The organism is Pseudoalteromonas sp. Hal040 (assembly GCF_037162425.1).
Taxonomy (GTDB): domain Bacteria; phylum Pseudomonadota; class Gammaproteobacteria; order Enterobacterales; family Alteromonadaceae; genus Pseudoalteromonas; species Pseudoalteromonas gelatinilytica.
Window position 1 is genome coordinate 630,360 of record NZ_JARLUU010000001.1, and the last position, 18,345, is coordinate 648,704.

Annotated in this window: 16 protein-coding genes and 1 pseudogene; 13 read left to right on the forward strand and 4 right to left on the reverse strand. The window is 42.7% G+C overall.

The genetic code is table 11. The features are described from left to right. Window positions 1–2 precede the first annotated feature (2 nt). The 9 genes and pseudogenes from ftsB (at window position 3) to rpoS (ending at window position 6,380) form a co-directional block, all read left to right on the forward strand. Window positions 3–293, forward strand: coding sequence for a cell division protein FtsB (ftsB, locus tag P4S60_RS02890; protein ID WP_063703238.1), 291 nt, complete (start codon window positions 3–5; stop codon window positions 291–293). Beyond that, a complete protein-coding gene (gene ispD, locus P4S60_RS02895) occupies window positions 283–984 on the forward strand; it encodes a 2-C-methyl-D-erythritol 4-phosphate cytidylyltransferase (RefSeq protein ID WP_337114940.1) in 702 nt (233 codons plus the stop codon). Before ftsB ends, ispD begins: the two co-directional genes overlap by 11 nt. Further along, the gene (ispF, locus tag P4S60_RS02900) at window positions 981–1,463 is read left to right on the forward strand and encodes a 2-C-methyl-D-erythritol 2,4-cyclodiphosphate synthase (RefSeq protein WP_105181267.1); all 483 of its coding nucleotides are present in this window, start codon (window positions 981–983) and stop codon (window positions 1,461–1,463) included. The genes ispD and ispF overlap by 4 nt, the downstream gene beginning before the upstream one ends. Continuing rightward, a complete protein-coding gene (gene truD, locus P4S60_RS02905) occupies window positions 1,460–2,488 on the forward strand; it encodes a tRNA pseudouridine(13) synthase TruD (protein WP_337114941.1) in 1,029 nt (342 codons plus the stop codon). Before ispF ends, truD begins: the two co-directional genes overlap by 4 nt. After that, window positions 2,489–3,253, forward strand: coding sequence for a 5'/3'-nucleotidase SurE (gene surE / locus P4S60_RS02910; RefSeq protein WP_119852387.1), 765 nt, complete (start codon window positions 2,489–2,491; stop codon window positions 3,251–3,253). Next, the gene (locus P4S60_RS02915) at window positions 3,243–3,881 is read left to right on the forward strand and encodes a protein-L-isoaspartate(D-aspartate) O-methyltransferase (protein WP_337114942.1); all 639 of its coding nucleotides are present in this window, start codon (window positions 3,243–3,245) and stop codon (window positions 3,879–3,881) included. Before surE ends, P4S60_RS02915 begins: the two co-directional genes overlap by 11 nt. Window positions 3,882–3,892: 11 nt before the next feature. Then, window positions 3,893–4,470 (forward strand): annotated as a pseudogene (locus tag P4S60_RS02920) (YqaA family protein). A gap of 42 nt (window positions 4,471–4,512) precedes the next feature. Further along, the gene (locus P4S60_RS02925; protein WP_337114943.1) at window positions 4,513–5,337 is read left to right on the forward strand and encodes a peptidoglycan DD-metalloendopeptidase family protein; all 825 of its coding nucleotides are present in this window, start codon (window positions 4,513–4,515) and stop codon (window positions 5,335–5,337) included. Between the two features lie 59 nt (window positions 5,338–5,396). After that, window positions 5,397–6,380 (forward strand): RNA polymerase sigma factor RpoS, encoded by a 984-nt coding sequence (gene rpoS, locus P4S60_RS02930; RefSeq protein WP_337114944.1) that lies wholly within the window; start codon window positions 5,397–5,399, stop codon window positions 6,378–6,380. An 84-nt stretch (window positions 6,381–6,464) separates the two neighbouring features. On the opposite strand, the gene mutS is transcribed toward rpoS, so the two are convergent. After that, on the reverse strand, window positions 6,465–9,038 hold the full coding sequence (gene mutS / locus P4S60_RS02935) for a DNA mismatch repair protein MutS (RefSeq protein WP_337114945.1): 2,574 nt from the start codon (window positions 9,036–9,038) through the stop codon (window positions 6,465–6,467). Between the two features lie 21 nt (window positions 9,039–9,059). Between mutS and P4S60_RS02940 the strand changes: the two genes are divergently transcribed. After that, entirely contained in the window at window positions 9,060–9,557 is a 498-nt protein-coding gene (locus P4S60_RS02940; protein ID WP_337114946.1) for a nicotinamide-nucleotide amidohydrolase family protein, read from the forward strand. 58 nt (window positions 9,558–9,615) lie between these two features. After that, complete coding sequence (gene recA / locus P4S60_RS02945; protein WP_063703248.1) at window positions 9,616–10,662, forward strand: recombinase RecA; 1,047 nt, start codon at window positions 9,616–9,618, stop codon at window positions 10,660–10,662. Window positions 10,663–10,874: 212 nt separating this feature from the next. On the opposite strand, the gene P4S60_RS02950 is transcribed toward recA, so the two are convergent. Together P4S60_RS02950 and P4S60_RS02955 are read right to left on the reverse strand one after the other, a co-directional pair. Beyond that, complete coding sequence (locus P4S60_RS02950) at window positions 10,875–12,998, reverse strand: TonB-dependent siderophore receptor (RefSeq protein ID WP_337114947.1); 2,124 nt, start codon at window positions 12,996–12,998, stop codon at window positions 10,875–10,877. 192 nt (window positions 12,999–13,190) lie between these two features. Beyond that, the gene (locus P4S60_RS02955; RefSeq protein WP_119852383.1) at window positions 13,191–14,357 is read right to left on the reverse strand and encodes a DcaP family trimeric outer membrane transporter; all 1,167 of its coding nucleotides are present in this window, start codon (window positions 14,355–14,357) and stop codon (window positions 13,191–13,193) included. 282 nt (window positions 14,358–14,639) lie between these two features. Here P4S60_RS02955 and acs point away from each other — a divergent pair, with 282 nt between their 5' ends. Together acs and P4S60_RS02965 are read left to right on the forward strand one after the other, a co-directional pair. Beyond that, on the forward strand, window positions 14,640–16,580 hold the full coding sequence (gene acs / locus P4S60_RS02960; protein WP_337114948.1) for an acetate--CoA ligase: 1,941 nt from the start codon (window positions 14,640–14,642) through the stop codon (window positions 16,578–16,580). Between the two features lie 96 nt (window positions 16,581–16,676). Next, on the forward strand, window positions 16,677–17,327 hold the full coding sequence (locus P4S60_RS02965; RefSeq protein WP_337114949.1) for a response regulator transcription factor: 651 nt from the start codon (window positions 16,677–16,679) through the stop codon (window positions 17,325–17,327). A gap of 52 nt (window positions 17,328–17,379) precedes the next feature. On the opposite strand, the gene purU is transcribed toward P4S60_RS02965, so the two are convergent. Beyond that, complete coding sequence (gene purU, locus P4S60_RS02970) at window positions 17,380–18,210, reverse strand: formyltetrahydrofolate deformylase (RefSeq protein WP_337114950.1); 831 nt, start codon at window positions 18,208–18,210, stop codon at window positions 17,380–17,382. Window positions 18,211–18,345 lie beyond the last annotated feature (135 nt).

An 18,345-nucleotide genomic window follows, 5' to 3' on the forward strand; every position in this document is an offset into this window, starting at 1 on the left:
CAATGCGGGTTTTTCAATTCGCCTTGTTATGTTTGGCTTTATTTCTGCAATATCGTTTATGGTTTGGCCATAATGGTGTGCAAGATTACACTCGTTTGAAACAAGCGGTTACCTCTCATCAAGACACCAATGCTAAATTGTTAAAGCGCAATAAAGTGCTCAAAGCCGATATTGAAGACTTAAAACTCGGTCAAGAGGGCATCGAAGAGCGGGCGCGCAATGAATTAGGAATGATTAAACCTGGCGAAACCTTTATTCGCGTATTACCAGGTCAACAGCAAAATGAACACTAAGCAAACTATCACCGCCATTGTTCCCGTCGCGGGAGTTGGGAGTCGAATGCAGCATTCGGCGCCAAAGCAGTATATTGAACTTGCGGGTAAAACTATTTTAGAACATACCCTGAGTAAACTTGCAGAACTTAACGAATTAAATACCATCAAAGTAGCAGTTAGCGATGATGACGGCTACTTTGCTGATTTACCTCATATTGATAAGCGTATTGAGCGCGTATCTGGTGGTAAAGAGCGCGCTGATTCAGTGCTCAATGCATTGTTATCACTTGCGGATAACCCGCCTGATTGGGTGCTTGTTCACGATGCGGCAAGGCCGTTAGTATGCTTGGCAGATATTCAGCGTTTAATGACTGAATGTATCGCTGCCAATGAAGGCGGTATCTTAGCATCAAAAGTAAAAGACACCATTAAACGCGGTCATACGCACAGTGAGCAAACAGTGCCTCGTGATGATTTATGGCAGGCACTCACTCCTCAGTTTTTCCCCTATCAGGCGCTCACAGATGCGCTATCAAGTGCCCTTAAAAATGGTGTGACTATCACGGATGAAGCATCGGCAATTGAATGGGCTAAGCAGCCTGTTAAGCTGGTTGCTGGTCGTAGTGACAACATTAAAATCACCACCCCAGAAGATTTAGATTTAGCAGCATTTTTACTGCAAAAACAACAAAACGAGAGTACCTCATGATTCGAATTGGCCATGGCTTTGATGTACACAAATTTGGCGGCGAAGGCCCGTTGGTGATTTGTGGTGAAAAAATTGATTACCCACAAGGCTTTTTAGCACATTCAGATGGTGATGTTGCTATTCACGCATTGTGTGATGCTATTTTAGGTGCATTAGCAATGGGTGATATTGGCAAGCATTTTCCAGATACTGCGAGCGAATACGAAAATATTGATAGCCGAATTTTACTACGCCACGTGGTTGGGCTTGCTAAAGAGCAAGGTTATGTACTTGGTAATGCCGATGTGACGATTGTTGCGCAAGCACCAAAAATGTTGCCGCACATTCAAGCAATGCGTGAAAACTTATGCCAAGACCTTGCAGCTGATATTTCACAAGTGAATGTGAAAGCAACAACGACTGAGAAGCTTGGGTTTGAAGGTCGTAAAGAAGGTATTTCAAGCCACGCAGTGGTGATTATGAGCAAACAAAGCGCATGAGTGAGTTAAACTACCTTTACGGTAAACCCCTTTCTAAGGCTGACTTTAAAACTCACGCCGAAGACTTCATGGTTGATGAAGACTTGGGTATTGAGTTTACCGGTTCAGGTGAGCATGTTTGCTTACAGGTCGTAAAAAAAGGCGAAAATACTCAGTTTATTGCTAAACGCATTGCCGAAAAAGCGGGGGTATCACCTCGTGACGTAAGTTATGCGGGCTTAAAAGACCGTCATGGCGTGTGTACACAATGGTTTAGTGTTCCCGTGCCAATTAAAAAACACATAGAATTTAGTGAGTTGAATAACGAGCAATTTTTTGTGGTATCGCAACAGCGTCATAATCGTAAGCTCAGAACTGGCTGCCATAGAGGCAATCGCTTTACCATTACGTTACGCAACGTGACTGAGCCGCTGGATATTTTGTGCCGTATTAACGCGGTGCGCGCAGGGGTGCCTAATTACTTTGGTGAGCAGCGCTTTGGGCATGGTGGCCACAATCTTGAAATGGCAAAGCGCATGTTTTCCGGAGAGCGTATCCGCGATAAAAAATTGCGTGGCTTAGTTATTTCTGCTGCACGCTCTTATGTATTTAATGAAATCGTGAGTATGCGGGTTGCCGAGCACGGCCTTGCGAAAACAATGCACCGCGAAGTGTTTATGCTTAGTGGCAGCAATGCTTTTTTTGAAGACAACATTAGTGATGACAATATTGCTCGGTTAGCGTCTGGCGATATTGTGATGTCGGCCCCTATGGTTGGTAAAGGCGAAAAAGGCTTAACCGAGACCGAAAAAGAGTGGCTCGAGCCTTATCAGTCTTGGATTGATGGCCTTAGCGAACTTGGCCTTAAGAATGAGCGCAGGATGTTACGTCTTATTCCTGATTCATTAGCTGTTGAAACGATTGACGAAACTACTTTAAAGTTAAGCTTTGGTTTACCAAAAGGGTGTTTTGCTACCGCCTTGCTGCGTGAGCTGGTGGACTATCAAGATGCAAGCCCTAGAGAACAAAAACAAAAGGATGCGTAAATGAAAATCTTACTAAGCAATGATGATGGTGTGCATGCTAAAGGGATTGCGGTTTTGTATCATGCATTGACGCAAATAGCAGATGTGACCTTAGTAGCGCCAGATCGTAATTGCAGTGGCGCAAGTAATTCATTAACGTTAATGAATCCACTGCGGGCAACCACCCTTGATAATGGCTTTATTTCAATTAATGGCACGCCAACCGACTGTGTGCATTTAGGGGTTAATGAGTTAACCGAGCTGCAGCCCGATTTAGTGGTTGCAGGGATAAACCACGGTGCCAATTTAGGTGATGATACCTTGTATTCAGGTACCGTTGCAGCCGCCACTGAAGGCCGCCACTTAGGGCTACCTGCCATTGCTGTATCATTATGTTCTAAAGAAGGAAATCACTTTGAAACTGCTGCTGCTGTTGCGGTGAGTATTATCAAAGAGTTGGCATCGCACCCATTACCGAAAGATCAAATCATCAACTTAAACGTGCCTGATATTCCGCTTACAGAGCTAAAAGGGGTCAAGGTTACCCGTTTAGGTTCGCGCCATAAAGCTGAAACCATGACTAAACAACAAGACCCATGGGGCCGCGATATTTATTGGTATGGTACCCTTGGCGCTGAAAGTGATGCAGGGGAAGGCACTGATTTTTATGCCATCAATAATGGATATGCATCAGTCACACCACTCAGTGTTGATATGACGGCGAAAGAAAGCTTACAAGCCGTTGATAGCTGGTTAGCAAATATGGAGATTAATAGTGCTGACTAATTATAATCGCAGTGCACTAGCATTAGCTGAATTATTAAAACGCGAGGGCGTAGAAGACAGTACGGTGCTTGAAGCGATTGCTTCTACACCTAGGCACATCTTTGTTGATGATGTTTTACAGCACAAAGCCTATCAAAATACCGCACTGCCAATCGGGCAAGGGCAAACGATTTCACAACCATACATAGTCGCACGCATGACAGAGCTGCTCCGCTTAGCTGGGGTGCGTGATAAAGTGCTTGAGATAGGCACAGGGTCTGGCTACCAAACGGCGATACTGGCAAAAACCTTTTCTAAAGTGTGCTCGGTGGAGCGTATCAAAGCATTGCAATGGCAAGCAAAGCGGCGTTTGCACAAACTTGATTTATACAATGTCACCATGAAACATGGTGATGGGTGGCAAGGCTGGCAGTCACAAGCTCCATTTGAGGGAATTATTGTCACAGCAGCAGCTGCTACTATGCCACAAGGGCTTCTTGCACAACTTGCTGATGGGGGCGTTATGATTGCACCTATTGGTGAACAAGATCAGCAATTAATGATGGTCGTTAGAAATGGCGATACATTTACAGAACATAAAGTTGCACCAGTAAGATTTGTACCTTTGGTACCTGGTGATATTGAATAGGACGTTATACTTTGAAGTTGTTTACTAAGTTATATGATATGGCGCTGGTATGGGCTAAACACCGTCATGCGGAGCGTTATTTAGCAGGGATGAGTTTTGCTGAATCAGTTTTTTTCCGGTACCACCGGATGTTATGCTAGCCCCTATGTCGCTAGCTCAACCAGATAAAGCATGGCGTTTTGCCAGCTTTACTACTATAGCCTCTGTGATTGGTGGTATTTTAGGTTACTTACTTGGCTTTTGGTTATTCGAACCTGTGGTCGAGCCTCTTATTGCCCAAATGGGTTGGCAAGCCAAATTTGACACAGCACTAGGTTGGTTTGAAAACTACGGTGTTTGGGTAGTCTTCTTAGCGGGCTTCTCTCCTATACCTTATAAGGTTTTTACAATCGGCGCTGGTTTGATGCAAATGGCATTCTTGCCGTTTTTAATTGCCTCGGCTGTCGGCCGTGGCGCGCGTTTCTTTTTAGTGTCGGCCTTGATGAAGTGGGGTGGCGTTAAAATGGAGCAAAAATTACGTCAATATGTTGAAGCGCTTGGCTGGGGATTAGTTGTTTTAGTTGTGGTTGCGTACTTTTTGCTACGATAACCCGCAAAACCATTAAATTAGTACGATAAGGAGCATTTTACGATGAGCAGGCAGTTAACAGTCTATGTTACTTTGTTTCTTAGTATTTTGCTCTTTGGCTGTACTTCTCGCGAAGCACCGGCGCCGGTCAGTAGTTTAGATAATCAAGTTAAACCCGCCACACGCAAAGTAAATATCTCAGGCTCAAAATATGTAGTCAAAAAGGGTGATACTTTGTACTCAATTGCTTTTAGCGCTCAACAAGATTTTCGTACCCTTGCGAAAATAAACGATATTCCAGCACCTTACACAATCTTCCCCGGACAGAGTGTTTTGCTCACAAAATCGGCACAAAAACAAAAAAAGACGAAAAAATATACGAATTCGAGTAAAAAGTCTACTGTTTCTATACAAAAAAATAACAAAAAATTAAAAAAAGAGCTTGATCAGCCAAAACAACGAGAGTATGTTCAGAAACAAGCCAACAAAATAATTAGTGAAAAAAACAGTAATTCTAATGCAAAAGTTGTATGGAGCTGGCCGGCAAAAGGCAAGGTTACGCAACGCTTCTCTAATAAAGAGAATGGCTTTAAAGGATTACAGATTACTAATAAACAAGGGGCTTCTGTTTTAGCTGCTGCACATGGAACTGTGGTATACGCGGGCAACGCATTGAGGGGTTACGGTAATTTAATTATTTTGAAACATAATGATGATTACCTAAGTGCTTACGCGCACAATTCAAAGTTGCTTGTAAAGGAAAAACAGGAAGTAAAGGCGGGGCAGAAAATAGCAGAAATGGGCAGTTCAGACTCTTCGGTTACGGCTTTGAGATTTGAAATTCGTTATCGGGGTCAAGCAGTCAATCCTGCTAAGTATCTACCTTAGCCATTAGGGTATTGATAAAGTGATTTAGCTCAATCACATATTTGCTCGGGAGGACGCTTATGGGTCACACAGCAAAACTTGAGAAAACAACTGACGCGATTGACGATAAATTTGATGACACGGTAGTTGAAGATGATTCACCTGAGTTACTAGAAGAAGTCGACAACGATGATGAAATTTTTGCAAAGGATGAAGTTGCCAAGAATCTAGATGCTACTCAGCTATACCTTGGCGAAATTGGCTTTTCTCCGCTGTTAAGCGCAGAAGAAGAAGTCTATTTTGCTAGAAAAGCATTGAAAGGCTGTGAAGCCTCTCGCAAGCGAATGATTGAAAGTAATTTACGTTTAGTGGTGAAAATTGCCCGCCGCTATAACAACCGAGGTCTTGCGCTGCTTGACCTTATTGAAGAAGGTAATTTAGGCCTTATCAGAGCCGTTGAAAAATTTGACCCAGAACGAGGTTTCCGTTTTTCAACTTATGCAACGTGGTGGATACGTCAAACCATTGAACGCGCCATCATGAACCAAACACGTACTATTCGTTTACCTATTCATGTGGTTAAAGAGCTAAATGTTTATTTAAGAACAGCCCGTGAATTAACACAGAAACTTGACCATGAACCAACCGCAGAAGAAATTGCAGAGTGCTTAGATAAGCCGGTTGAAGATGTTACTAAGATGCTGCGTTTAAACGAAAAAATCACCTCGGTGGATACACCAATTGGTGGTGAAAATGACAAAGCATTATTAGATATCATCGCCGATGAAAAAGACTATGGTCCTGAAGGCGAAGTACAAAACAATGACATCAACAAGCACATTGTTGATTGGCTAGGAGAGTTAAACCCGAAACAGCGTGAAGTACTTGCTCGTCGTTTTGGTTTACTAGGCTATGAGCCATCAACCCTTGAAGATGTTGGTCGTGAAATTGGCTTAACACGCGAACGTGTAAGACAAATTCAAGTGGAAGCATTACGTCGCTTAAAAGACATTTTGCAACACGAAGGTTTAAGTACAGATAGCCTATTCGACCAATTCACCTGATTTGACAACAATACATAGGCCTTCGGGTCTAGAACACACAAAAAAGCTGACGTTACGTCAGCTTTTTTTATATCTATTCTAAATTTAAAGTAAATCTTTTAATTGATACAGTAGTTGGTGTGCTTGTCTTGGCGTTAGGCTATCTGGATCAAGCTGTTTTAAGGTTAATTCAAGCTCTGAAGGTTCATCATCAAAACTTAATGTTTGCTGTTGCTGCTCAATAGGGGCAGTGACAGGTTGATGATTTTCAAGCATTTTAAGCTTTTGTTTTGCTTGTTGGATCACTGCCTTTGGTACACCTGCCAAGGCGGCAACTTGAAGGCCAAAGCTCTTGCTTGCCGCACCTTCAAGCACGGTATGCATAAAGGCAATGGTGTCGTTATGCTCAATGGCATCAAGGTGCACATTAACCAGCCCCGGCTTTTGTTCTGCAAGCTCTGTTAGCTCAAAATAGTGGGTGGCGAATAAAGTTTTTGCGGCAATTTTTGATGCTAAATAATCAGCTGTTGCATAGGCAAGTGATAAACCATCATAGGTTGAGGTACCGCGACCAATTTCATCCATAAGCACCAGTGATTGTGCTGTGGCGTTATTTAAAATTGTTGCCGTTTCTGTCATTTCAACCATGAAAGTTGAACGCCCTGATGCTAAATCATCACTTGCGCCGATACGCGTAAAAATACGATCAATATTACCAATTTCTGCGCTATCTGCAGGTACGTAAGAGCCAATATGGGCCATCAAAACGATAAGCGCGGTTTGGCGCATATAGGTTGATTTACCACCCATATTTGGACCTGTGATAATCAACATTTTTCGGTCGTTATTAAGCTCTACTGGGTTGGCAATAAACGGGTCTTTCATTACCTGTTCTACCACCGGATGGCGACCTTGTTTAATGCTGATATTATCGTTATCGCATAATGTTGGTTTAGCGTAATTAAGCGCTTGTGCACGTTCAGCTAAGTTGTTCAATACATCTAAATCAGCCAGTACGGCTGCCATTGTTTGCAGCTGCGCAATGTGCGGAGCTATAAACTCAAAGAGTTGCTCATAAAGCTGTTTTTCAAGCGCCAGCGCTTTTGATTGGCTACCAAGTACTTTATCTTCGTGCTCTTTAAGCTCAGGGATAATATAGCGCTCATTATTTTTTAGCGTTTGACGGCGAATATAATCTGCAGGAACTAAATGTGAGTTAGCGCGACTTACCTCAATAAAAAAGCCATGCACCTTGTTATAGCCAATTTTTAAGGTGCTAATGCCAGTGCGCTCACGCTCACGCTCTTCAAGCTTTTCGAGAATATCAGTTGCACCTTGGCTTAACGCACGCCATTCATCGAGCTCACTGTTATAGCCCGGGGCAATAACACCCCCATCGCGAATTAGCACCGGTGGGGTTTCGATGACAGCACGTTCTAGTAAATCTTGTAGCTCAGGTAATTGCTGTGATTGCGCTATTATTTGACTAATACGCGGATCGTTAGCATCCAGTAATAGTTCGTGAAGTGGCGCGAGAGCTTGCAGTGCGCTACGCAGGCGTGTTAAATCACGCGGGCGTGCTGTGCAAAGCGCTAAACGGGCGATAACACGCTCAATGTCGCCAATTTGCTTTAATGACTCTTGTAGCTCACCACATAATTGCGCATCGATAATTGCGCTAATTGCATTTAGTCGAGAGTTGAGCTCTGTTTTGCTGCGCAGAGGGGTATGAATACGACGCTTTAATAAGCGTGAACCCATAGCTGTGGCTGTTTTATCAAGTACTTGTGCAAGCGTGTTTTCGTAGCCGCCCGATAAATTTACCGTTAGTTCAAGATTTTTACGGGTTGCAGCATCTAAAATCACCGCGTGTTCGTTTTGTTCAAGGGTAATCGCACGAATATGCGGCAGGGCAATACGTTGAGTGTCTTTTACATATTGCATTAAGCAGCCCGCAGCCACCAAAGCAGCGTGTGCTTTGTCTACACCAAAACCAACCAGATCTTTGGTGCCAAATTGGTCGCACAGTAAGTGCTGGGCTGTATCTAAATCAAACTCCCATTCTGGGCGACGACGTGCGCCTTTGATATGCTCAATTAGGTGCACATTTGTAAATGTTTCACTATAGAGCAGCTCAGCAGGGGCTAAACGCTGTAATGTTGAGCTAAATGCTTCATCAGTATTTACTTCTAACACATTGAATCTGCCAGAGTTAATATCTAAATAAGCAATACCATATAAGCCTTGTTTACTTTGCCAAACGCTGGTTAGCAAGTTGTCTTGGCGTTCTTGTAACAGCGCTTCGTCAGAAATAGTGCCCGGTGTAACAATGCGCACAACTTTACGCTCAACAGGGCCTTTGCTGGTGGCAGGATCGCCAACTTGCTCACAAATAGCCACCGACTCACCCATTTGTACAAGGCGAGCTAAGTAGTTCTCTACGGCGTGATAAGGCACACCTGCCATTGGAATGGGATCGCCACCGGCTTTACCACGATGAGTCTGAGAAATATCAAGAAGTTGCGCTGCACGCTTGGCATCATCGAAGAAAAGTTCATAAAAGTCGCCCATACGATAAAACAGTAAAATATCCCGATGCTCGGCTTTTATTTTTAGATACTGCTGCATCATAGGGGTTTGTTGATTTATAGTGTGCGGTGCATAAAGATCAAACGACATGTATTTACCCAAAGGCTGAATATGGAATTACATCAAGAGATTAAAACACTTGCTGCGAAATTAGGAGCTATTTTAACGGATAAACGCTTATGGATCACTACCGCAGAATCATGCACCGGTGGTGGAGTAAGCTACGCCTTAACCGATACTCCTGGTAGCTCTAATTATATTGACCGCGCATTTGTCACTTATAGCAACCAAGCAAAACATGAACTCATTGGCGTAACAGAACAAACCTTAAATAGCTTTGGTGCAGTAAGTGAGCAAACAGTTGTTGAAATGGCATCGGGTGCAGCAAAAGCTGCAAACGCCGATATCGCAATTGCAATTTCGGGAGTCGCAGGACCCGGTGGCGGAACACTGGATAAACCTGTGGGATTAGTTTGGTTTTGTATTCATTTTGCTGGTCAAAACTACCCAAGCAAACAGGTTTTCGCTGGTGATAGAGCTGAAGTTAGACTGCAAGCTATTGTTTATTCATTAAAAAGTGTAATTGAATTGATAAAATCTGAAAATTAGCTTGATACTGTGATTTCATACAGTATACTGTCTGCATTAGCCGGATTTGGAGAACAGAATGAACGATAACAAACAAAAAGCCTTGGACGCTGCTTTATCACAAATTGAGCGTCAATTTGGTAAAGGCTCAATTATGAAACTGGGCGATAACAAAGCCCTAGACATTGAAGCAATCTCAACAGGTTCACTTGGTATTGATATCGCATTAGGTATTGGTGGTTTACCTACAGGCCGTATTGTTGAAGTGTATGGTCCTGAATCATCAGGTAAAACAACACTTACTTTACAAGTTATCGCTGAAGCTCAAAAGCAAGGTAAAACGTGTGCATTCGTAGATGCTGAGCACGCTCTAGATCCTGTATACGCGCAAAAACTGGGTGTAAACATTGATGAATTACTCGTTTCTCAACCAGATACTGGTGAGCAAGCATTAGAAATCTGTGACATGTTAGTTCGTTCAAGCGCTGTTGATGTAGTTATCGTTGACTCGGTAGCAGCTTTAACACCAAAAGCTGAAATCGAAGGCGACATGGGTGACTCACATATGGGTCTACAAGCTCGCTTAATGTCACAGGCATTGCGTAAGCTTACAGGTAACATCAAGCGTTCAAACACGCTATGTATTTTCATCAACCAAATCCGTATGAAAATTGGTGTTATGTTTGGTAACCCTGAAACAACAACGGGTGGTAATGCACTTAAATTCTACGCTTCAGTACGTATTGATATTCGTCGTATTGGTTCTGTGAAAGAAGGCGATGAGGTTGTAGGTAACGAAACTCGCGTTAAAGTTGTTAAGAACAAGGTTGCTCCACCGTTTAAACAAGCTGAATTCATCATCATGTATGGTGAAGGTATTTCTAAACAAGGCGAGTTAATTGATTTAGGTGTTAAGCATAAACTGGTTGAAAAATCAGGTGCTTGGTACAGCTACAATGGCAACAAAGTTGGCCAAGGTAAAGCAAACTCAATTAAGTTCTTAAAAGACAACCCAGAGATCGCAGATGAGATCGAAGGTAAGTTACGTGAGATGCTATTACTTCAGGCAACTGTTCAACCAGAAGATGGTGAAGATGCAGGCCTATTAGCAGAAGATGAGCTATAAACACCGCAAAAGAGTACAGTTAAGCGTGATTTGACCCGCACTTAACACAAAAAAGACCGCTACACAGTTAGCGGTTTTTTTATGGATGAAAGTTAGCGAGGGTAAAGTTAGCAAGGGTAAACTTTACTCTTGCAACTATTACATGAAAAAGCCGCATATAATGCGGCTTTTTAAGTACTTAAAGCTTAAAACTTACAGCTTCTAGCTCAAGCTTACAGCTGCCAGTTGAAAGACACTGAGTAGTTACGCGGTGCGCCGTAATAACCTTGAGCCCAGAAAAGACTTTGGATGTACTTTTCGTTGGTCACGTTATTAACGTTCAAGTTAACGCTCATATTGTCATTAATATCGTAGGTTGCCATTAGGTTTAATAGGCCGTAAGCATCTTGCGTTGTGGTGATAAGTGCTGCATTCGTTGCCGCATCACGCATTTGTACGCGTTTTGTATCGTCTTGCCAACGATAGTTTAAGCCAAAGGTTAAACCATCAATCTCAGGCACTTTATGAGTTACAGCAAGTTTGAACTGGTTTTCAGGCGTGTAGTCTTTTACTAACTCATCACCATCAATGTTTAGATTGCTGTAGCTGAAGCTTGCACTCAGTGTTTCGTTGATTTGACCACTAAGCTCTACTTCAATACCGTCACTGTTAATGCCATCTGCACCATAGTAACGAGTGTCATCAGGTAATGAATCAGGAATGGCAATCGCAAGGCCTACTTGTTTAGCGTCAAAATAAGCAACAGTGACAAATAAATTGTCATCAAGTAACTGCGCTTTTACACCAATTTCGCTGCTTTTACCTGTGATTGGGTCTAAGTAATCGCCATTGATGTCACGCTCTGTTTGTGGAACAAAGGTTTCTGTATAGCTTGCGTAAGTTGATAAGCTTTCGTTGATATCATACACAGCACCGAAGTAAGGCACGGTTTGGTCAGTGTCTTTGTCTTTTGCTACGCCGTAAGAGGCACCTTCAGTTTCCCAATTTACTTGGCTCACACCCGCTAAAACACTAAATGAGTCAGTTGCACGGATACGTGTTGAAATATACGCTGAGCGTTGACGGCTGGTGATATCAGCACCTGTTAAACCATCGGTAAGTGTTGGCATTGGCGCAACACCATCCCAACCACCTAGCTCTGGCATTGCAGGGAAACCATTGCCTGTAGTGTAGTCATACAATGATTTATCTTTGTTATCCATATCTGCTTGGTTTACACCAAACGACAGATCATGTTCCATACCAAATAAATCAAATTTACCCGTTGCGTAAATATCTAAAATATCGTGCTTATCTTTGTGGTCATATTCACTCGCATAACCCGTTAAGCCAAGACCTGTTTCTCTATCAGGTGTACCATAAACATAGAAAAGCTCTGAGTCTTGCTCATTTTCTAAGTGGGCGTAGCTGGCTTTTAAGAACCAAGTATTGGTAATTGCTTGCTCAATTGATAAGAACAACTGCTCAGTTGTATTATTCCAATAAGACCAATCAGACGCAGTGCTGGTTGAAGCATCAAAGTTTGTTGCTGAACCATCGCTGTAATAAAGCGGTAAGGCACCCCAAAGTGGGCTGTCAGCATCTTTCTTTTGATTTACGTAGTTTGCAGTTACTACTGTGCTGTCAGTTAGCTGACCTTCGTAGGCTAGGTAATAAATTGTTTTATCTTGCTCGTAACGGTCAAGGTATGACTCGGTTTTGTGCTTGGTGAATACAGCACGTACAGCGTGGTTTTCGTTGATAGCAGTTGAGGCGTCAAGCTCTAAACGCTTGTTGTCCCAAGAGCCATAAGATACAGATGCATTAACTTGTGTTTGGTAAGTCGGGCGCTTTAGAACCATATTCACGGTTGCTGATGGATTACCCGCACCTGTCATTAAACCATTGGCACCACGTACAATTTCAACACTATCAAAAATAGACGTATCAAGAGTACCTTGGATTGAACCGTTATCTTGTGGCATGCCCATGCCATTTACTTGGAAGTTGGTGATCTCAAAACCGCGAGCTTTAAAATAAGTACGGTCAGTTTCGATTTGCTCAACCGTCACACCCGGTGTGCTTTCTAACACAGCATTAAGGTTATCGAGTGAAAAGTCATCCATTAATGCACGTGAAACAACAGAGATTGACTGTGGTGTTTCTTTAATTGTTAGCCCTAATTTGGTCGCTGATTGTGCTTCTTCTGTGATGTAGTTTTTATGATGCTGGCCATACACGGCAATTTTTTCAATTGCTTGTTCTTCTTTTTGTTGTTCTGCAAAAGCGTGGCCACTTAAAAGTGCTGAGGTCACTAGGCTTAATTGAGATAAGCGCAAAAATGTTGTTGATGACATGCAAAGTTCCAATTAGTTCAATGAATAGTGAAATTAATGCGTAATTTAATCTAAATGAAAATAATTTGCAATTAGGTTTTCTGTTTTAGTGAATTATGGTTTGCAAAAAGCTAAAAGGGGATCACTGTAAATAAAAAGCAGAAATAAAAAAAGCGGCCGAAGCCGCTTCAGGAAGTAAAATAAGCTTAAATCTTAAAATACGTATTTTGCAGAGAACTGCAGACGATCCATATCGCCATCAGTACCACTTTCAAGCTCACGCTCCGCATGTTTAAATTCAACACCAAAAGTTAGCTTTTTAACAGGTGAGTATAAAAGGTTCGCACTGTAGCTTTGGCTCGTTTTAGTTGGGTCGCCAGATACAGCAAGTAAGTCTGTGTTGTTATCAGCTGAGAAGAATGAATAAAGGAAAGTTGAACGCCATTGGCTGTTCCAGTTTTGTTGATAAGCAATGAAACCCGATGTTGAATCAATCGCGTCTAAATCATCACCGTCAAGCACAGCACCATTTGCTACGTTTAAACCAATGTAACGGCCTAGACCTGAGCCTTGGGTTAGCATGAATTTTAAGTTGTTTTGACCAAAATTAACTTTACCAGATGCACTGATACCGAACGATGATGTATCTGCATCAATGCCATTTTGTTTGTAAGTTAATTGACGAGCAAGACCGGTAAATACTAATTCACCCCAATCAGCTTTGTGCGCATAACGTGCTGTAAAGTCAGGCATTGATGCATCATCAGTGGCAACACGTGCACCGCCTACTGTAACAGTGCTCTCAGGGTTTTCGATAGAGAATGACCAGTTACCTGTGGTGTAGCGTGCCTGTGCTTGACGCACGAACACAGTACCTTCAGCAGGACCAACGAAATCAAGTGTTTCTGGCAATGCGCCAACGTTTTGGAAGTTTGACCATGCTTGACCAAATAGCCAACCATCATAAGTTACAAATGCTTGGCGAATACGTGGTGCGTAAGAGTTACTGACACGTTCGTTACCGCCAGGTGCTGAAGCAATAAAGTCGATTTCGATTTTGGTATTAATCGTTTTACCATCATCTAGCTTAGTTGCAGTACCAAGGCTAAAGCGTGATTGGCGGGCGTGCATATCAAAGACTGGATCGCTGTCACTGTCTGCGCCCACGGGTGTTGTACCAGGGACATAGAAGTCACGGCCAATGCTACCACCGGCTGGTACGCCAGCAGAGTAATCACTCCACATGGCATCAAGTTTTACATAGCCACCATAAGAAACGTCTGTGTTACCAATGGTTGCAGCGTTAGCGGTACCTGCAAGTGCACATAAAACAGCTGAAGCTGTCAGTGTTTTTAATGCGGTTACTTTTGTTGTTGTCATAATGTGTATTCCTGTCGAAGCTACTTGTTGATTGCATTAATGTTGTTGTATCACTGTTGTTTAAGAAATGACTTCTCTCAATTATCTATTGGTCTATTAGACTAAGGTGGTAAGTGGTTCAAAATCGCTTACCGGCGTACATTGGACTAGATTATAGAAGGCGGTTTAGAAGTTTTTTGTGAAATGACAAGATATACAACTAAGGTCTAATACTTTCAGGGGCTTTGCTGAGTGATCCTTGAAGCAGGCCGTAGGCAAGTAATTAAAATGGAGACGACAACAATGTCAGAAAGTATCTATCCAGTACCAGCGCATATCAAGAATGCAGCATTAGTTGATAACGATAAATATAATACACTGTATAAGCAATCTATTGATGACCCTGAAGGATTTTGGCGAGAGCACGGTAAACGCCTTGATTGGTCAACTCCTTATAATAAAGTAAAGAACACCTCATTCGACAAAGGCCACATCAGCATTCGCTGGTATGAAGACGGCCAACTTAACGCATCTTATAACTGTATTGACCGCCACCTTGCCACTAAAGCCGATAAAACAGCCCTCATTTGGGAAGGCGATAACCCAGAACACAGCGAAAATATCAGCTACCAACAGCTTCACGACGAAGTCGCAAAATTAGCCAATGGCCTTAAAAAGTTAGGCGTATCAAAAGGTGATCGCGTTGCTATTTACATGCCTATGACACCGCAAGCTATTTACGCTATGCAAGCGTGTGCGCGTATTGGTGCAATTCACTCTGTGGTATTTGGTGGTTTCTCTCCATCAGCGATTGCTGACCGAATTAATGACTCTGGCGCTAAAGTGGTGATTACATCAGACGAAGGTCGTCGTGCTGGTAACTGCGTACCACTGAAAGCAAATGTTGATGAAGCGGTATCACAAGACTCAGTAACCACCGTTGAGCACGTTATTGTTCATCAACTAACAGGTGGTGAAATTGAATGGAATAGCCATGATATTTGGTGGCATGAGCTTGTAGCTGACTTACCAGCAGAGTGTGAGCCAGAGCCAATGAATGCAGAAGATCCGCTTTTCATTCTTTATACTTCAGGCTCAACGGGTCAACCAAAAGGAGTGGTTCATACTACCGGTGGTTACCTCGTTTATGCATCGATGACACATGAATATGTATTTGACCTTAAAGAAGATGATATTTTCTGGTGTAGTGCCGATGTGGGCTGGATCACAGGTCACAGCTACATTGCTTACGGTCCATTAGTGAATGGCTGCACGCAAGTGGTTTTTGAAGGTGTACCAACTTACCCAACAGCGGGCCGTATGGGTGAAGTGATTGATAAACACAGCGTGACTATTCTTTACACAGCACCAACAGCTATTCGTGCATTAATGGCGAAAGGCGATGAGCCAACAGCGACTTCAACACGAAATAGTTTACGTATCATGGGTTCTGTAGGTGAGCCGATTAACCCTGAAGCGTGGGCATGGTATTACGAGCACATCGGTAATGAAAACTGTCCAATCGTAGATACGTGGTGGCAAACAGAAACTGGTGGCATCATGATCACACCATTACCAGGTGCTACAGATATGAAACCAGGTTCAGCAACTCGTCCGTTCTTTGGTATTGCACCAGCCTTATTTGATGCTGAAGGTAATACACTAGAAGGCGCGGTTGATGGTAATCTTGTTATTTTAGACAGCTGGCCATCACAAGCTCGTACAGTTTATGGCGACCATGAGCGCTTTGAACAAACCTATTTCTCAGCATACCCAGGTGTGTACTTCACAGGTGATGGTTGTCGCCGTGATGAAGATGGCTACTACTGGATCACAGGCCGTGTGGATGACGTACTAAACGTGTCAGGTCACCGCCTAGGTACTGCCGAAATCGAGAGTGCATTGGTTGCTCACGAAGCGGTGGCAGAAGCTGCTGTAGTCGGTTACCCGCATGATATTAAAGGTCAGGGCATCTATGTTTACATCACTCCAAATGAGGGTGTTGTAGTGAGCGATGAACTCACCAAAGAGGTCCGTAACTGGGTTCGTAAAGAGTTAAGCCCAATTGCATCACCAGATATGATCCAATGGTCTCCAGGTCTACCGAAAACTCGTTCTGGTAAGATCATGCGCCGAATTTTACGTAAAATTGCGGCAAATGAGCACCAACAGCTTGGTGATACCTCTACACTAGCCGATCCGAGCGTTGTTGATGAGCTAATCGAAAACCGATTAAATCGTTAAAATCGCGTTAAAAACTTGATTAGAAGTTGATTCTAAACGTAGTATATCGGCTGTCACTTAGAAATAGGTGTCAGCCGAATTTATTAGGAGTGAACCATGAGTCAGTTTTTAATAGCGGACGATCATCCGTTATTTCGTGAAGCGCTGAAAGGGGCATTGAGTGCTAAGTTCGCTGATTTAGAAGTGTTTGAATCGGAAAACTTTGATACCACTTTGCAGGTGCTGAGCGAGCAAGAAGATCTTGATATCTTACTACTAGACCTTCACATGCCAGGCAATGGCGATTTATACGGCCTTATTCGCATTCGCGAAGACTATCCAAGCTTACCAATAGCTGTTGTTTCTGGCAGCGAAGACATCAATATAGTTTCTAAAGTAATGGGTTATGGTGCGATGGGATTTATTCCTAAATCATCTTCATCAGATGATATTGCGCTGGCAATTAATCACATTCTTGAAGGCGATGTTTGGCTTCCACTTGAGCTTAAAGATAAAGTGGCTGCCGTAGATAGCGAAGACAAAGAAATTGCAGCGCAAGTGGCTTCACTGACGCCGCAGCAATACAAGGTGTTGCAATACTTACACGAAGGCTTGTTAAACAAACAAATTGCTTACGAGTTACATATTTCTGAAGCAACCGTTAAAGCACATATTACAGCAATTTTTAGAAAGCTAGGTGTGTATAACCGTACTCAAGCGGTATTAATTGCCTCTAAGTTACAATTAGAGCCTATTGAGTCGGCATAACAAAAGATAATAAGAACAATAAAGAGGCCATTCAGCCTCTTCATTTTATTGCTTAAGCGAACACCACGGTTCGATTCCCATTGATAAACAGTTTATGTTCAGATGCGAGTTGCAGCGCTTTACAGAACACCGTTTTCTCTACATCTTTACCCATTTTTGCCATCATCTCTGCGGTATCAGCATGACTGACATGCGTCACATCTTGTAAAATAATAGGCCCTTCATCAAGCTCATTATTAACAAAGTGAGCGGTCGCGCCAATAATCTTTACACCGCGCTCAAATGCCTGATGGTAAGGCTTTGCACCAATAAAGGCAGGCAAAAATGAATGGTGAATATTAATAATCTTACCTTCAAAGCGCGCCACAAATTCAGGGCTTAAAATACGCATATATTTAGCAAGGCCAATAATGTCAGGCTGGTAGCTGGCAATTAAATCACCGACTTGTTGATCATGCTCCGCACGGTTTAAACCTTCGTGCGATACCACATGAAACGGCACACCAAAGCCTGCAGCCAGTGGCGCTAAGTCTGCGTAGTTGGCAATCACAGCCAATACTTCGATGTTTAAGGCTTTTTCGAATTGCTTAAGTAATACACCACCTAAACAGTGCGCTTCTTTGGTAGCAAGCAATACCACTTTCGTTTTTTCGCTGCTGTGCAGGGCAAGCTCTGCGCCATCAGGTAGTAGTTCAGCAAGGCTTGATAAAAAGTCCTCTGAAATAACGCCGCTTAACTCTGTACGCATAAAAAAGCGTTTAGCGTCTTTATCTACAAATTCGTTATTACGTGTAATATTTAAGTTATGTTGATGACAAAGACCGGTGATCTTGGCAATTAGACCAACATCATCATCGCATTGTGTGGTTAAAATCGTGTTCATAGTCCTCATTCTAATCCCGTTTGTGAGAACACCATTATTTGCTAATTTTTTTGTGCTGCATAGCGCAAATTTAACTATCTAATAATTTATCTGATTTGATTGTATAAGCGCCTAAAATGTAATCATTATTTACTT

What these genes read in the sequence shown, in the direction of transcription:
- ftsB (WP_063703238.1), top strand. Translation starts at nt 3, where the DNA reads ATGCGGGTTTTTCAATTCGCCTTGTTATGTTTGGCTTTATTTCTGCAA.
- ispD (WP_337114940.1), top strand. Translation starts at nt 283, where the DNA reads ATGAACACTAAGCAAACTATCACCGCCATTGTTCCCGTCGCGGGAGTT.
- ispF (WP_105181267.1), top strand. Translation starts at nt 981, where the DNA reads ATGATTCGAATTGGCCATGGCTTTGATGTACACAAATTTGGCGGCGAA.
- truD (WP_337114941.1), top strand. Translation starts at nt 1,460, where the DNA reads ATGAGTGAGTTAAACTACCTTTACGGTAAACCCCTTTCTAAGGCTGAC.
- surE (WP_119852387.1), top strand. Translation starts at nt 2,489, where the DNA reads ATGAAAATCTTACTAAGCAATGATGATGGTGTGCATGCTAAAGGGATT.
- P4S60_RS02925 (WP_337114943.1), top strand. Translation starts at nt 4,513, where the DNA reads ATGAGCAGGCAGTTAACAGTCTATGTTACTTTGTTTCTTAGTATTTTG.
- rpoS (WP_337114944.1), top strand. Translation starts at nt 5,397, where the DNA reads ATGGGTCACACAGCAAAACTTGAGAAAACAACTGACGCGATTGACGAT.
- mutS (WP_337114945.1), bottom strand. Translation starts at nt 9,038, where the DNA reads ATGTCGTTTGATCTTTATGCACCGCACACTATAAATCAACAAACCCCT.
- P4S60_RS02940 (WP_337114946.1), top strand. Translation starts at nt 9,060, where the DNA reads ATGGAATTACATCAAGAGATTAAAACACTTGCTGCGAAATTAGGAGCT.
- recA (WP_063703248.1), top strand. Translation starts at nt 9,616, where the DNA reads ATGAACGATAACAAACAAAAAGCCTTGGACGCTGCTTTATCACAAATT.
- P4S60_RS02950 (WP_337114947.1), bottom strand. Translation starts at nt 12,998, where the DNA reads ATGTCATCAACAACATTTTTGCGCTTATCTCAATTAAGCCTAGTGACC.
- P4S60_RS02955 (WP_119852383.1), bottom strand. Translation starts at nt 14,357, where the DNA reads ATGACAACAACAAAAGTAACCGCATTAAAAACACTGACAGCTTCAGCT.
- acs (WP_337114948.1), top strand. Translation starts at nt 14,640, where the DNA reads ATGTCAGAAAGTATCTATCCAGTACCAGCGCATATCAAGAATGCAGCA.
- P4S60_RS02965 (WP_337114949.1), top strand. Translation starts at nt 16,677, where the DNA reads ATGAGTCAGTTTTTAATAGCGGACGATCATCCGTTATTTCGTGAAGCG.
- purU (WP_337114950.1), bottom strand. Translation starts at nt 18,210, where the DNA reads ATGAACACGATTTTAACCACACAATGCGATGATGATGTTGGTCTAATT.